We start from the raw sequence: 14,856 nt of genomic DNA, 5'->3' as shown, positions 1-14,856 counted from the left end.
TAAATGAAGCATATCATCCCATTTATAATTCTGCTTTTATTAGCGAGTAGCTGTAAATCTAAAAAATCTTATTCCAGTAAAAAAAAGCAAACCCACACTGTTAAGGTCAATACGACTGCCAAACCTTCGAAGATGGCTGAGTCTGTTGTTAACTTTGCTCAAACTTTTGATGGTACAAGATATAAGTACGGTGGCACCACAAAAAAAGGCATGGATTGCTCAGGCCTTATTTACACAAGTTTTAAAAAACATAACGTCACTTTACCTAGAACTACGTCAGGACTTCAAGGAACGGGCGATTGGGTAGATCTCAAATCCGTAAATGTTGGAGATTTAGTATTTTTTGCGACAAATAAAAATAGTAGAAAAGTAAATCACGTCGGTATTGTTACTAATGTAAGAACTGGAAATGTTGAGTTTATACACGCTTCTAGTAGCCGAGGAGTAATGACATCTTCCATTGCTGAAAAATATTGGTATTTCGCTTTTGTACAGGCTAGACGTGTGCTGTAGCTTTTACAATTATGATTTCTTTGATAGGAAAATTAAGCCCTAAAAAACATAACGACAGCTATTAAAAATGTACGCACTCAACATATTTCAATAACAGGAATTTAATTTTACATCTTAACGTAGTAGGCATCTTGATTTAACGGTTTAGAATTATGATGTTTCGATTGCTTTCGCATTACTTAACCTCTTTTTAGATAAATATTTTCACTCTCTTATTACATTAAAATTTTTAGTAACTTACTATATATTATGAAGTTACTAAATTTCACCATCATTAAGTTGACCATTTTTTTGGTTTTAGGGATTCTTTCAGCGCATTATATAACACTGAATTTCCAAATAGTGCTATATATCACAATAGGCTCCATTGGTTTACTTGGAGCTTATTGGTTGAACTTAAGATCTAAAATTAATCGTACTCCATATTTTGGAATCATGGTTTACCTCTCTATGGTAGGCATTGGAATGTTGTCGTATAATCTCCAAAATGAAAAACTAAGACCGCAACATTATACCAATCTTAAGTCTACTAAAAATTATAATTCATTTACATTTCAAATTGAAAAACGCCTAAAACCAGATGCTTATAATCGTAAATATATTGTAGCCTTAAAATCCTTCGATAACAAAATAGCGACAGGACATTTATTGATAAACCTACAGCGCGATAGTCTTTCAGAACAAATTAACGTTGATGATGTATTCTTCACGTCATCACAATTGAAAGACATTCAAAAACCATTAAATCCATATCAATTTGACTATAGTAAATTTTTAGAATTACAGCAGGTATATCATCAATTGTATTTAAACACTGATAATATCTTAAAAGTTTCAGATTCAAAAACGACTATTTATGGTTATGCTGACGCTTTAAGAACTCAAATTAATACAAAACTTATCGATGCAGGATTCAAGAAGGACGCATTAAGTATAATGAATGCGTTACTACTAGGGCAACGACAAACGATTGATAAGAATATTTACAACAATTATGTGAATTCCGGAACAATCCACATTTTGGCAGTTTCGGGATTACATGTAGGCATAATTTTATGGATTCTTAATTTTATATTTAGACCGCTTCTCTATTTAAAATATGGCAATTTTATAAGACCTTTTATTTTAATCACAATTCTTTGGTGTTTTGCTGTCATAGCAGGCTTGTCACCGTCAGTAACACGAGCTGTCACCATGTTTAGTATTATTAGTATTGCTATGCATCTTAAGCGACGAACTAATATATATAACACACTAGTAATTTCTGCATTTGTGATACTGTTATTTAAACCTACATTTCTTTTTGCGGTTGGATTCCAAATGAGCTATTTGGCCGTTTTAGGAATTGTAAGTATACAACCCATTATTTATAAACTATGGAAGCCTAAATACTGGATTATTGATAAACCCTGGCAAATTTTTACGGTAACATTAGCTGCACAAGTAGGAGTTGCACCTATTAGTTTACTTTATTTTCATCAGTTTCCTGGCTTATTTTTTATTTCAAATTTAGTCGTGATTCCATTTTTAGGCTTAATTCTTGGTTTTGGAATACTAGTAATTGCCATGGCATTGATTGGCTTTCTACCAAAGCCTGTGGTATCTGTCTATAGCTTTGTGATAAACACTCTAAATAACTTTATTGCTTGGGTCGCCCAGTTTGAAAATTTTCTGTTTAGAGATATTCCTTTTACGATTCTTCAAGTTATTATATGTTACGCCATGATAGTGGCTTTTATTCAAATTTATAAATTTCGAAATTTTAAATGGACAGCATTTGGACTAGTCACCATAATGGTGTTTCAAGGTATTTTCATTTATAACAAACATGATAACAAAAATGACAATTTTATAATTTTTAATAAGAGCCGTTATTCAATGTTTGGTATAAAAGAGAAGGAGAAATTAAACCTGTTTCATAATTTAGATTCAGCTCAACTAATATCTAACTATGCCATTAAAAATTATAAAGTTGGTGAATCTATTGATGAAATTGCTTCGGATAGTTTACAATTCGTTTATCAATATAAAAATAAAATTATTTTAGCTATTGATAGTTTAGCTATTTATAAAGGCGTTTCGTTTCATCCAGATTATATCGTATTACGTAATTCCCCAAGATTGAATTTCAACAGGGTTATCGACAGTTTAAAACCTAATCTAATCATTGCTGATGGCAGTAATTACAAATCGTATTTAAAACGCTGGAAGGCTACTTGTGCGCATAAAAAAATCCCTTATCATCAAACCAATGAAAAGGGAGCTTTTATAATAGAGTAGATATTTATTGTTAGTAGAGCTCAGCCATTTCACTTATTGAAAGATGTGAAATAAAGACTTATTTCTAACTAAATAAAAACAAAGCCACACTAAAAACTAAGAAATAGCTACTGCATTTGTGGGATAACAAAATTATTCTTTAAAGGTAGGTTTAAAGGCCTTATAGTATTCATTAAACTGTTCTTGCGTAGTCATATCCTTATACTTATTACTTTTGAACAATTTTAAATATAATTCTAATTGTTGTGGCTTTTGGTAACCTTGAATAGGCGAAATAAAACCACCGTCTTCATCGAAAAAAACCATCGTTGGATAGGCTCTTACTTTTAAAAATTTTGAAAATTCATGTGCACTATTTCGTCGATTCGCTTTTGAAGCATCGTAATTTGGATTTCCAAATGTATTGTCTTTATAAGTCACTTTTTCATTGCCCTCTGCGTTAAATTTAACGGCGTAATAGTGTTCATTCACATAAGCAGCCACATCAGCATTCTGAAATGTATTTCTATCTAACATTTTACAGGGTCCACACCAATTGGTATAAACGTCCATAAAGATCTTTTTTGGTTCCTTTTTCTGAAGTTCTAAAGCTTCATCCATAGTGACCCAATTAATCTCTTGAGCTATCGTGGTTAATGAAAAAGCACAAATAGCTATTAGTCCTAAAGTTATTTTTTTTATCATAATTAGATTTGTTGCAAATAATGTTCCGAACTTACAAAAAATGCTCCCGTTTAGGAGCATTTTAAGGATTTTTAACGGTTTATACTATCGCACTCCGTGCATTAATTTTTTCAACAAAGGATTTAGAAAGAATATTAAAAGTCCTGCAATAATTGGTACAATTGTGAAAATTAAAAAGAAGGTTGACAAGCTGTATTCTTTTGTAATATTTTCAATCTGTCCACCGAGAACGGCGGCTAATTTATTACCAATAGCGATAGCCAAATACCACATACCAAACATTAGAGCAATCATTCTTCCCGGCACTAGTTTACTTACATAAGATAAGCCCACAGGAGATAGACAGAGTTCCCCGAGGGTATGGAATAAATAAGCTAAAATAAGCCAAACCATACTCACTTTAACACCCTCAACAATTCCAAAGGCACCAAAGGCCAATAGTCCGAAACCAATACCCATAACACTTAAACCAAGGGCGTATTTAGTAGCTGCACTTGGATTGTATTTGCTTTCCCACCACTTAGAAAAGAATGAGGCGAAGACAATGATAAAAAATGAATTTAAAATGCTAAACCAAGATACTGTGATTTCTACTTCATTTTCGCGTACTTTGGTAATGGTCGCAGCGACCACTCCATTATCTCTATTCAGTTTTTTACCGTTTTGTCTGGTAAGTTCTAATCGATTATCATCTAAAAATCCAAATTCGGTGCCATCATTATTTTTTGGTGTAATGTTTAATTTATCGCCCATAGCGAATGTTAATGGTTCTGCAATAGACGTTGTTCGTGTAATTATTTGATGGTCAGAATTGGTCGCCGTATTTTCTGAAACAGGAATATAAATGAACTGCATGTTACCATCTTTATCCATTTTTTGATTGCCTTCTTCATCTAAATCTGGTTGTTCGATGGCGGAATATTGAACATCATACGCCACCGTATTATAATCTCGGTTAAGCATCCATCCTACTATTCCCCACATTAACAGGAAACAGATTACCAAAACAATATTTGACCCTGGTATTTTTGAAAATGTCTTCTTCCATAAAATATAAAGCACGTAAGAGATAATTAGCAATGGGATGACCGTGAGTAAGGTATTAACCACATTAAAGATCGTTGCCGCATTACCGCTTAATAATCTATCTACATTATCTCTGGCAAATATTACTAAAGAAGATGCTCCTTGCTCAAAGGACATCCAAAAGAAAACCGTAAAGAATGCAAAAATGATAAACGCAATCATTCGATCTCTAACTACAGCGGTGTATCGTAAAATCCTTCCTATCACTAATATTAAAAATAGTAATAGTGCAAAAAGAACAGCGGTATATTGTCCTTCGAAATCGCCAATTTGTAGAAAACTGAACATATCGACACCAGCAATCTTAGACATAGGGTCATTAATGGCGTAACCAAGACCAATGATAGACGATATTAAGATTAAAACTTTATCGAAAGTTGTAAAAGGGTTTGGTTTTTCTTCTTTTTCTTCAATGGGATTATTAATTTTTACATTCTCCTCCTTGTGGTTTTGAGGCACTTCAACTTCATCAACTTTAGAAGGCTTTGCTCCAATCTTTCCGAATAGAGGACCAGCCAACCAAAATTGTATGGTTCCTAAAAGCATAAAAACTCCAGCGAGTCCAAAACCATAAGCCCAACCAATTTTTTCCGCTAAATATCCACATAGCATCATGCCGAAAAAGGCTCCTGCATTTACGCCCATATAATATATGGTGTAGGCCCCATCTTTTTTCTCGGGGTGCTTTTTGTACATATCAGAAATAATAGAGGTCATCGTTGGTTTAAAGAAACCGGTACCCACAACCAATAGAAATAGCCCAAAGTACAATGAGAATTCAGTTTCTAAAGCCATGGAGGCATGACCAGCCGTCATAATCAACGACCCAATAATAACTGCCCATCGATAGCCCGTATATTTATCGGCCAACCAACCACCAATAATCGGTGTGATGTAAAGAAGCATTGCATACGTACCAAAAAGTGCTCCTGCATTCTCAACAGACCATTCCCAACCTGGATTATAGCCAATAGCAGCCATAGTCAAGAAATTCACTAATAATACACGCATACCATAAAAGGAAAAACGTTCCCACATTTCGGTAAAAAACAATACAAAAAGTCCGGCAGGGTGCCCTAAAACTTTGTCTTTAAACAGGTTTTCGATGTCTGTATTCATAAAATAAGATATTACATTAGTTAGGAGGAAAAACCCTTATGTAAACTATACATAAGGGATTTGTAGTTAATTGTATTTATTCATTTAAATCTGGGTTGGCAAGTTCGTAATTTTCTTGCTCTAACATTTCGTGTTCGTTATCTTCCGCGCCATGTGTTAATTTCTTCAATTTCTTCAAGAATAAAAGAAGTAATAGACCAAAAGCTACGGTAAATACCGTTAACCACATGAAGGTGTTGAATTCTTGTTCACTTTGTTCTTCTTCTAACACAAATGATACTCCATAATCCTTTCCATCACCCTTATTTTCGGTAAGCTGCGCTTTGTCTTTATCCTTTTCGAATACTAATTTTGCGTGATATGGATCTGATGCGGTTACGTTATTCTCGGTTAACGATGTTAATAGTTCTTTGGAATTTGAATCTTCTCCTTGCGACATTTTAAATAAGGAATTCAATGCTTTTCCTGTTTCAAAATCTTTAAAAACTACTTGACCATTTTCAGGATAAACTGTAGATCTTATACTGAAATTTTTATCTTCATTTATAGGGTAATCGTAAATATCAACAACCTTATTTTCACGGTTTTTAACTTGCATTGAATCCTTTGAGATAAATGGTAAGACTTCTTGTTTACTTACCATCATTTCACCAGAAAAAGACTCTAATTGAGACGCTTCGCCAATGCTACCTGCTAGTTTGTTACCAAAACCTGTGGCCGCAAAATAAACCCCCATCATAATAGAAGCATATTTTAGCGGAGCTAATTTTGTAATAAATGATAAGGATACTGGAGAGGTACATAATTCTCCAATAGTATGGAATAAATAAGCTAAGAAAATCCAAATCATCGCCGCTTTACCAAACGTTTCTGCACTTGCTTCTTGTGAAGCAAACATCATAAAAACATAACCTAAGCCCATAATTATTGTTCCAATTGCCATTTTGAACAATGAAGAGGATTCTTTTCCTTTCTTTTTCCACCATATCCAAAATCCACCAACCATGGTTCCGAAAATTATAATATATCCCGCATTTAAAGATTGAAAAACGGCTGCTGGAATTTCTTCTAACCAACTCAATCCAATATACCTGTCTACTTTAGCATCTGTATAAAGGTTCATTAGTCCACCTGCTTGCTCAAAAGCTCCCCAAAATACTACAACGATAAGGAATGAAATCAACAAAACAATAACTCTATCTTTTTCAATTTTACTTAAAGGACGCTTTGAGGCTAATCGCTCCGCTTCAGAAGCCTGACTTCCACCTGTAAATTCTCCAACGCCTTTCAAGAATTTTTGTCCCCAAATAAATACAGCCTGTCCAACCAGCATACCAATTCCAGCTAATCCAAAACCATAATGCCAACCGTAATAATAGGCTACTAACCCCACTGTAATACTCGCTAAAAATGCACCAATATTAATACCTATATAAAAAATGGTAAAACCACTGTCACGTCTTATATCTCCTTCTTTATACAGACCTCCAACCATTGTGGAGATGTTTGGCTTAAGTCCGCCAACTCCTAAAATAATTAAAGTTAAGCCCGTAAAAAAAGCCCAAGACTGCGGTATGGCTAAAACACCATGGCCGACACATAGTAATAAACCACCGAGCATAACGGTTTTCTTTTGTCCCAAAAATTTATCAGCGATCCAACCCCCTGGTATGGATGCCACATACACCAACATAGTGTACCAACCGTATAACCAAATAGCATCCTTATTAGACCAACCTAAACCCGGATCGATTGCCGTGGCTGATGCAGCCATATATAACACTAAAATCCCTCGCATTCCATAATAAGAGAAACGCTCCCACATTTCCGTAAAAAATAAAACAAAAAGACCTACCGGATGTCCAAAAAGTTCTTTTCGCTTAATCGGTTGAGTTGTTGTTGACATAATATTCTATAATTAGTTAGTTGAATTGTAAGTATAATGATTTCTAATTCTGGCTCATTTGTAATTTATCCCCTAAAGTTCTATGGATAAAATCCGTCATTTTTTTGTATAAATGTACTCTTGTGTTACCACCGTAAATTCCGTGATTTTTATCTGGATACAGCATCCATTCAAATTGTTTATCCGCTTGAATTAGAGCTTCAACCATACGCATGGTATTTTGTACATGCACGTTATCATCTCCTGTTCCGTGAATCAATAAATAATCACCTTTAAGTTTATCTACATGATTAATTGGAGAGTTTTCATCATAACCACTTGGATTTTCTTGTGGTGTCGTCATATAACGTTCAGTGTATATGGTATCATAAAACCTCCAGCTCGTTACAGGAGCTACTGCAATGGCCATTTTAAAAACATCATTCCCTTTTAGCAACGCATTACTACTCATAAAACCTCCATAACTCCAACCCCAAATTCCTATTCGTGTTTCGTCTATGTAGTCTAATTTCCCCAATTGTTTCGCTGCTTCAATTTGGTCTTCTAACTCATATTTACCTAATTCGTTTTGAGTCACCTTTTTAAAATCGGCCCCTTTAAAACCTGTTCCTCTACCATCAATACAAACGACGATATAACCCTGTTGCGCCAACATTTGGTACCAATAATCATTGGCGCCATTCCAGCGATTAGCTACTTGTTGACTACCTGGACCCGAATATTGATACATAAATAAGGGATATGTTTTACTTGAGTCAAAATCCTTAGGTTTAATCGTCCACATATTGAGATCATTGCCATTTACAGAAATAGTACTGAATTCCTTTTCAGAAATCACATAAGATTCTAGCTTTTTAGCCAAAGCTTTATTATCCTTTATCTCTTTTACGATTTCACCAGACTTTGAATTATATAGTGTGTATTCTTGTGGGGTAGTTGCACTAGAAAATGTGTTAATAAAATACGTGAAATCTGCACTAAATGCTGCGCTATTTGTTCCTGTTTTATTTGTGAGACGCTTTTTATTTTTACCATTTAATTTAATAGAATAAACATCTCTATTTATAGAACCATTTTCGGTAGACTGGTAAAAGATCGTGTTAATCTTTTCATTAAATCCATAATAATTGGTGACTTCCCAATTTCCATCCGTCACTTGTTTTATGAGTTGACCATTTTTAGAATAATGATAAATATGGTTAAAGCCATCCTTTTCACTTGTCCAGATAAAACTATTATCTTCCAAAAACGTTAAATTATCAGTTACATCGATATAAGCGTTGTCTTTTTCTGCTAATACGATTTTAGACGTCATGGCTTTGGTATCTATCAACCAGAGATCTAATTCGTTTTGATGTCTATTCATATAATGCACACTTAAAACATCAGCTTCTTTTGACCACTTTAATCGGGGAATGTAAAAATCTTCATAAGTTCTACCAACTTCAATTTCCGTTAAATTTTTCGAATTAACATTATACAAATGCAATGACACTTTAGAATTCGCTTCGCCCGCTTTCGGATACTTAAACACATGTTGCGTTTGGTATAAATCTGAACCATAGACATCCATAGAAAATTCTGACACTTTGGTTTCATCAAATCGAACAAATGCAATTTGATTACTCTCTGCATTCCAATCAAAAGCACGTACAAAAGCAAATTCCTCTTCGTAAACCCAATCCGTTATACCATTGATAATTTTATTTTTTTCACCGTCTGTTGTAATTTGTTCAACCTTACCAGATTTTAAATCTTTGACGTATAAGTTATTTTCAAAACCATAAGCTATCTTAGTCCCATCTGGCGACAACGTCGGTTCTTGTATTAAATCATCTGATACTTTGGTTACTTTCTTTGACGCGATGTCATAGATATAATATTCGCCTAGAGTAGAATGTCTAAAGACAGGTTGTGATTTTGTTGTTAGAATTACTTTAGATTCATCTTCACTAAAAGTATAATTAAAAAACCCCTGGATCTCAGCTATATCTGCAGAAGACACCAAAGTATTTATCTTTTTTAAGGTTTTATAATCGTAAATATCTATCGTTGAAGTTCTAGTTTGTCTATCGACATTTAAAACAGAATAATGATTTCCGTTGTCCATAGAATGTAGAGCTTGCATCCCTTCGGTTCTAAATTGTCCTGACCAGATTTCTTGAAGTGTAAATTGTTTTTCCTGACAAAAAACTGATGTGGTAATCAAAAAACAGAAAGCCACTAGAACCTGTTTAATTTTCATAAATTTTACGTTTTAATAAAGCAATGCCAAGTTTACTAAAAATTATACAAAAAATCACTATTTTTAAGAGTAATATGGCATTTGCAATCCATAATGCACACATTTTATACCAATCCTAGTATCTTTGTTTTTTTAAAAATAAAAAACAACATGTCAAATACCATTTCTGGGTTTTCAAAGCTCTCAAAAACCGAAAAGATTGAGTGGATTTTAGAGACTTATTTCACCGATATAGATAAGGCAAGACATCTGGTTCAAAGCTATTGGAATTCGGACGAAAAATTGCAGAAATTACATGATGAGTTTATCGAAAACACCATTACAAATTACTATCTGCCATTAGGTGTAGCACCCAATTTTTTAATCAATGACACCTACTATACTATTCCCATGGCCATCGAGGAAAGTTCAGTTATTGCAGCCGCAAGTAAAGCGGCTAAATTTTGGCTAGAGCGTGGTGGGTTTAAAGCCGAAGTCTTATCTACAGAAAAAATCGGACAGGTTCATTTCATATATAAAGGTGATTTTGAAAAGTTAACAGCATTTTTTGAACATGTAAAGCCAAAATTATTTAGCGATACCGCTGCTATCACTAAAAGTATGAAACGCAGAGGTGGAGGCATTCTAGACATTGAATTGCGAAATAAATCTAAACATTTACCGAATTATTATCAGCTTCATGCCACTTTTGAAACTTTAGATGCAATGGGTGCGAATTTTATCAATTCGTGTTTAGAACAATTTGCAATGACCTTTAAAAATGAAGCCTTAAAATTTGAAGGTTTTAATCCTGAAGAGAAAGCTATTTCCATTGTTATGAGTATTCTATCTAATTATGTTCCCCAATGTTTGGTACGTGCAGAAGTATCTTGTAAGATTGAAGATTTAAAAAGTAAGGACATTCCAAACCCAGAAGCTTTTGCACAAAAATTTAAGCAAGCGGTAACCATTGCAGAAATAGAAACCTACAGAGCTGTCACGCACAACAAAGGTATAATGAATGGTATAGATGCTGTTGTATTAGCCACAGGCAATGATTTTAGAGCAGTAGAAGCCGGTATTCATGCCTACGCGGCTAAAGAAGGCCAATACTCAAGTTTAACACATTGTACTGTTGAACATGGTATTTTTAAATTTTGGATTGAAGTACCCTTGGCTTTGGGCACCGTTGGAGGTTTAACCAATTTACATCCTTTGGTTAAATTTTCCATGGTAATGCTACGAGAACCAACCGCCAAGGATTTAATGAAAATCGTTGCTGTTGCTGGATTAGCCCAAAATTTTGCTGCATTAAAATCATTGACTACCACAGGAATTCAAGAAGGTCATATGAAAATGCATTTGATGAATATATTAAACCAGTTTGAAGCTACTGAAGGCGAAAAAGTAAAACTTATTGATCATTTTAAAACTAATGTAGTTACGCATAGCGCGGTTGCAGAAGAGATTAAAAAATTGAGGCAATAAAAGGATACAATAAAAATTCTATTATTATTCGGTTGAAAAATCTTCTTGTTAAGTTGTGAAAACTTTATGATGCTAATTATAAAACAAATTCAGAACTGAAGCAAATCAGAAAAGGTAGCTTTTAATACAGTAATACTATTATAATGCGATATAGCTTTGACTACATTCAGCCATTGAAACACAAATGCTTCGAGAAAACTCAATCACAACTAATCAATTAAAAAACAAGTTTGAATCATCAACCCAAAATATTCAAAAGTAACGGAAAGCTACTACTCACAGCTGAATACGCTGTTTTAGATGGTGCAAAAGCTCTAGCTATCCCGACTAGATATGGCCAACGTTTAATTGTTGAACCAAATGAGACTGACTTTATAAGTTGGAAGAGCTATAATGAATTGGGTGAGGTTTGGTTTGAAAGTCGAATTACCTACAATGAAATTGCAACGTCTAATATAAAAAGTGAGACTCACAGGGACGTAAAGATCCGACTAATTCAAATATTAAAAGCGACCAAAATGTTGAATTCTGAATTTTTAAGTTCTAATCAGGGAGTTTCCATTACTACAGAACAAGACTTTAATCGTCTTTGGGGGTTAGGCACCTCTTCTACCTTAATTAATAATATTGCGGACTGGGCTAGCGTAGATGCATACCAACTTTTAGAAAAAACATTTGGAGGCAGTGGTTACGATATTGCATGTGCGCAACATGACCATGCGATTTCATTTCAGCTTCAAAAGCCTCAAGAACCCTTAGTAGCATCAGTAGCTTTTCAACCCAACTTTAAGGCACATCTCTATTTTGTGTATCTAAATCAAAAACAGAACAGTCGTGATGGTATATCCGATTATAAAAAATTGGGAACGATTAATTCGGAAATTATTAATCAAATTAATCGTATTACCGAATCTATGATTGTATGTAAATCACTCAAAGAATTTGAAAGCTTAATGGAATCTCATGAAACTATTATTTCAACCCTTATTCAACAACACCCAATTAAAACACGACTTTTCTCTGATTTTAATGGAGCGGTAAAGAGTTTAGGAGCTTGGGGCGGGGACTTTATTTTAGTGGCTTCACAAGATAACCCCACCGATTATTTTAACGCAAAAGGGTTTGAGACCGTTATACCTTATGTAGATATGGTTTTAGAATCGTAAAAACAAATATCAACCCATAATACACTCTTACGCAGCTTAAGTACACTCTTTCAATATTATACCTTATTATAAGCTAATCCTAACAAAAAAAATGGCTTTACATCCGATAATATCGGAACTGTAAAGCCATTTGTACATATGTATCTTAAATATGGTTAATAAACCGTTTTTGCTCTGTTGTCTTCTATATCAGCCGCATTTTCTAAAGCTGTAAATACCTTGTTTTGTACCGTATTTCTACGTTCGGTATTTAACCTGTTCATAATAGAATTATAATTATCTAATTTTGTAGCTTCGTTAACTTTAGTAACCTCTACAACAAAAACACCTTTTTCACCATCGATTGGATTAGAGGTTGCACCTTCCGCTAAACCAAATGCTGCACCTACCACTTTTGGCTCAACACCAGCACCTGATAACGTGGTATTGTTAAAAGTCACAGCTGCTGCTGTTTTTGGACTTTGTCCTTGGTTCTTAGCAATATCAGCGACTGTTGTTGCTGTAATCTTTTCGCGAATCATTTTCGCTTTCTTCTCTTTTCTAATTTCTGGCAATGCTGTAATAGAAGCATCTTCTGTTGTCATTAAACCTTTTTCTCGCTTATCGACTACTTTGGCAACAATAAAACCAAAATTAGAAATTGGGAAATTCTTAAAATCCCCTACTTCCGTGTCGTCATCAAAAGACCAACGTACCACTTCTCTCTGACTGCCCAATCCAGGGATGTTCTCATCTAATTCCTTAAACGTAATTGGCTTAACCGTTAAATCACGTTCTTCTGCCAACGCATTAAAATCACCATCTTTTGCTGCAATTTCAAATTTTGACATTTTATTAAATACCTCTTGAAGTGTTTCATCTGAAGGTTCAATTTCATCAGCCAATGTTGCAATTTTCAACGCTTGGTTAAAACTCTTTTGTTCTAATATTTCAATAACATGGTAGCCGAAAGACGTTTGTACCACATCAATATCTCCTTTTTTATTGTCAAAAGCAAAGGCCTTAAATTCTGGTGCCATACCTGCTCTGTAATCAAATTCTATTTCACCATCTTGCTCGTTACTAACTTTATCAGAAGAAAGTTCTAATAAATCCATAAACTTAGTACCAGATTTTATTTTATTAAAAATGCTATCTGCCGTTGCCTTAGCTTGTTCTGGAGTTTTAGTTACCGAAGCATCTGCTCTTTGACCGCCCATGTGTGGTATTAAAATATGACGTACCTTAACCGAATCTGGCAATTGTTTTGAAGCAAGAACCTTAGATAACTTGTAGTATTCCCCATCTTTATATGGACCATAATAATCGCCAACCTTAGAGTTAAGTAATGTGTCCTTAGCCGTTGCTGGCAAATCAGCAGCTCTTAAAAAAGAATCACTGTATTTAATATCTGAATTAGAATTCACAAATTCTTCAATATCCGTAGCGGAATCAAAACCTGGAATAGTTTCGGTGTTCTTACTGCTTTCGTTGTATTCAGATTTGTCTGTTTTTAAAGCTAATAAATCCGCCTTAATTTTTTCTTCATCAGCTTTAGAAGCGCCTTCCTTAAATTCTACATAAATCACTTCCGTTGTTGCATCAGTTTCATAAGTATCTTTATGGGCTTCCATATATGTTTTAATATCACTCTTTGAAACTTCTACTAAGTTGTCTTCAATTGTAGTGTATGGAATTTGTACATAACGAATATCTACTGTTTTTGCATCTCCAAAATATTCATCTTCCGCTTCAGCAATTGTGGCACTCACACCAGCCTTAATCATATTATAATATGTTTGCTGAACGGCGTTTTGTGCAATAGTTTGCTCGTTACTTGTCCAACTATCATAATTTACCATAAAATTACCCAGTGGCGCCGCCTCACCATTTAAGTCTCTTAAATTCGCTATAAATGCATTTAAACGATTAACATCGAAATTACCATTTGCATCTTGAAATTCAGGGTATGAAGAAAAGCTATTTTTCAATAAATCTCTCATTTCGTCCTTTTCAACAGATAAACCTAATTCATCGGTTTCTGATTGCAAAACAATTTTACGTAACTCTTGGTTGTAAATTGCATTCATAGATTGCGTAGAAGTTTGTCTCCCTCCTGCTCTATCTTGATAATTTTTTACTTTTTGCTGAAATTCGTTTCGGTTAATGTCGGTACCATTAATCGTAGCAACTACATCTTGTGAACCCCCGGTTAAAGCATCAGAATTTTTGAATAAATCACCAATTACGAATGAGAATAACGCCAAGGCGATAACCAATATTAATATCAGCGAGCGTTGTCTAATTTTATTTAAAACTGCCATAGTCTTTGTTGTATAGTATATTTTTCGTGTAAATAAGTCTGCGAAAATAGTATTTTCTAGTTAATAATAAAAGTAGAAGTGTAGTTT

9 protein-coding genes are annotated in these 14,856 nt (G+C 34.1%); 4 read left to right on the top strand and 5 right to left on the bottom strand.

Going from position 1 to position 14,856, the window contains the following annotated elements:
• Positions 1-3: 3 nt before the first annotated feature.
• Together QMA06_RS04645 and QMA06_RS04640 are read left to right on the top strand one after the other, a co-directional pair.
• Positions 4-513, top strand: coding sequence for a C40 family peptidase (locus QMA06_RS04645; protein ID WP_290205683.1), 510 nt, complete (start codon positions 4-6; stop codon positions 511-513).
• 249 nt (positions 514-762) lie between these two features.
• Positions 763-2,793 carry a ComEC/Rec2 family competence protein gene (locus QMA06_RS04640; protein WP_290205682.1) on the top strand — a complete coding sequence of 677 codons (2,031 nt, stop codon included), beginning with the start codon at positions 763-765 and terminating at the stop codon, positions 2,791-2,793.
• Between the two features lie 132 nt (positions 2,794-2,925).
• Here the strand turns inward: QMA06_RS04640 and QMA06_RS04635 are convergent, their stop codons facing one another.
• The 4 genes from QMA06_RS04635 to QMA06_RS04620 all read right to left on the bottom strand — a co-directional run bounded on the left by QMA06_RS04635 (position 2,926) and on the right by QMA06_RS04620 (position 9,833).
• Positions 2,926-3,477: a thioredoxin family protein gene (locus QMA06_RS04635; RefSeq protein ID WP_290205681.1), complete on the bottom strand. Its 552-nt coding sequence runs from the start codon at positions 3,475-3,477 to the stop codon at positions 2,926-2,928.
• A gap of 84 nt (positions 3,478-3,561) precedes the next feature.
• Positions 3,562-5,682: a peptide MFS transporter gene (locus tag QMA06_RS04630; RefSeq protein ID WP_290205680.1), complete on the bottom strand. Its 2,121-nt coding sequence runs from the start codon at positions 5,680-5,682 to the stop codon at positions 3,562-3,564.
• 76 nt (positions 5,683-5,758) lie between these two features.
• Positions 5,759-7,588 carry a peptide MFS transporter gene (locus QMA06_RS04625; RefSeq protein WP_290205679.1) on the bottom strand — a complete coding sequence of 610 codons (1,830 nt, stop codon included), beginning with the start codon at positions 7,586-7,588 and terminating at the stop codon, positions 5,759-5,761.
• Positions 7,589-7,631: 43 nt separating this feature from the next.
• Complete coding sequence (locus tag QMA06_RS04620) at positions 7,632-9,833, bottom strand: S9 family peptidase (protein WP_290205678.1); 2,202 nt, start codon at positions 9,831-9,833, stop codon at positions 7,632-7,634.
• Between the two features lie 93 nt (positions 9,834-9,926).
• Here QMA06_RS04620 and QMA06_RS04615 point away from each other — a divergent pair, with 93 nt between their 5' ends.
• Together QMA06_RS04615 and QMA06_RS04610 are read left to right on the top strand one after the other, a co-directional pair.
• A complete protein-coding gene (locus QMA06_RS04615) occupies positions 9,927-11,300 on the top strand; it encodes a hydroxymethylglutaryl-CoA reductase, degradative (RefSeq protein ID WP_290205677.1) in 1,374 nt (457 codons plus the stop codon).
• A gap of 230 nt (positions 11,301-11,530) precedes the next feature.
• Positions 11,531-12,466 carry a GYDIA family GHMP kinase gene (locus QMA06_RS04610; protein ID WP_290205676.1) on the top strand — a complete coding sequence of 312 codons (936 nt, stop codon included), beginning with the start codon at positions 11,531-11,533 and terminating at the stop codon, positions 12,464-12,466.
• A 155-nt stretch (positions 12,467-12,621) separates the two neighbouring features.
• On the opposite strand, the gene QMA06_RS04605 is transcribed toward QMA06_RS04610, so the two are convergent.
• Positions 12,622-14,769: a peptidylprolyl isomerase gene (locus QMA06_RS04605; protein WP_290205675.1), complete on the bottom strand. Its 2,148-nt coding sequence runs from the start codon at positions 14,767-14,769 to the stop codon at positions 12,622-12,624.
• Positions 14,770-14,856 lie beyond the last annotated feature (87 nt).

The organism is Winogradskyella bathintestinalis (assembly GCF_030407435.1).
GTDB classification, from domain to species: Bacteria; Bacteroidota; Bacteroidia; order Flavobacteriales; family Flavobacteriaceae; genus Winogradskyella; species Winogradskyella bathintestinalis.
This window is presented reverse-complemented; position numbering and strand designations above follow the sequence as displayed.

Coding starts and splice junctions, on each gene's coding strand:
- QMA06_RS04630 (WP_290205680.1), bottom strand. CDS start 5,682: ATGAATACAGACATCGAAAACCTGTTTAAAGACAAAGTTTTAGGGCAC.
- QMA06_RS04645 (WP_290205683.1), top strand. CDS start 4: ATGAAGCATATCATCCCATTTATAATTCTGCTTTTATTAGCGAGTAGC.
- QMA06_RS04615 (WP_290205677.1), top strand. CDS start 9,927: ATGCACACATTTTATACCAATCCTAGTATCTTTGTTTTTTTAAAAATA.
- QMA06_RS04635 (WP_290205681.1), bottom strand. CDS start 3,477: ATGATAAAAAAAATAACTTTAGGACTAATAGCTATTTGTGCTTTTTCA.
- QMA06_RS04620 (WP_290205678.1), bottom strand. CDS start 9,833: ATGAAAATTAAACAGGTTCTAGTGGCTTTCTGTTTTTTGATTACCACA.
- QMA06_RS04605 (WP_290205675.1), bottom strand. CDS start 14,769: ATGGCAGTTTTAAATAAAATTAGACAACGCTCGCTGATATTAATATTG.
- QMA06_RS04640 (WP_290205682.1), top strand. CDS start 763: ATGAAGTTACTAAATTTCACCATCATTAAGTTGACCATTTTTTTGGTT.
- QMA06_RS04625 (WP_290205679.1), bottom strand. CDS start 7,588: ATGTCAACAACAACTCAACCGATTAAGCGAAAAGAACTTTTTGGACAT.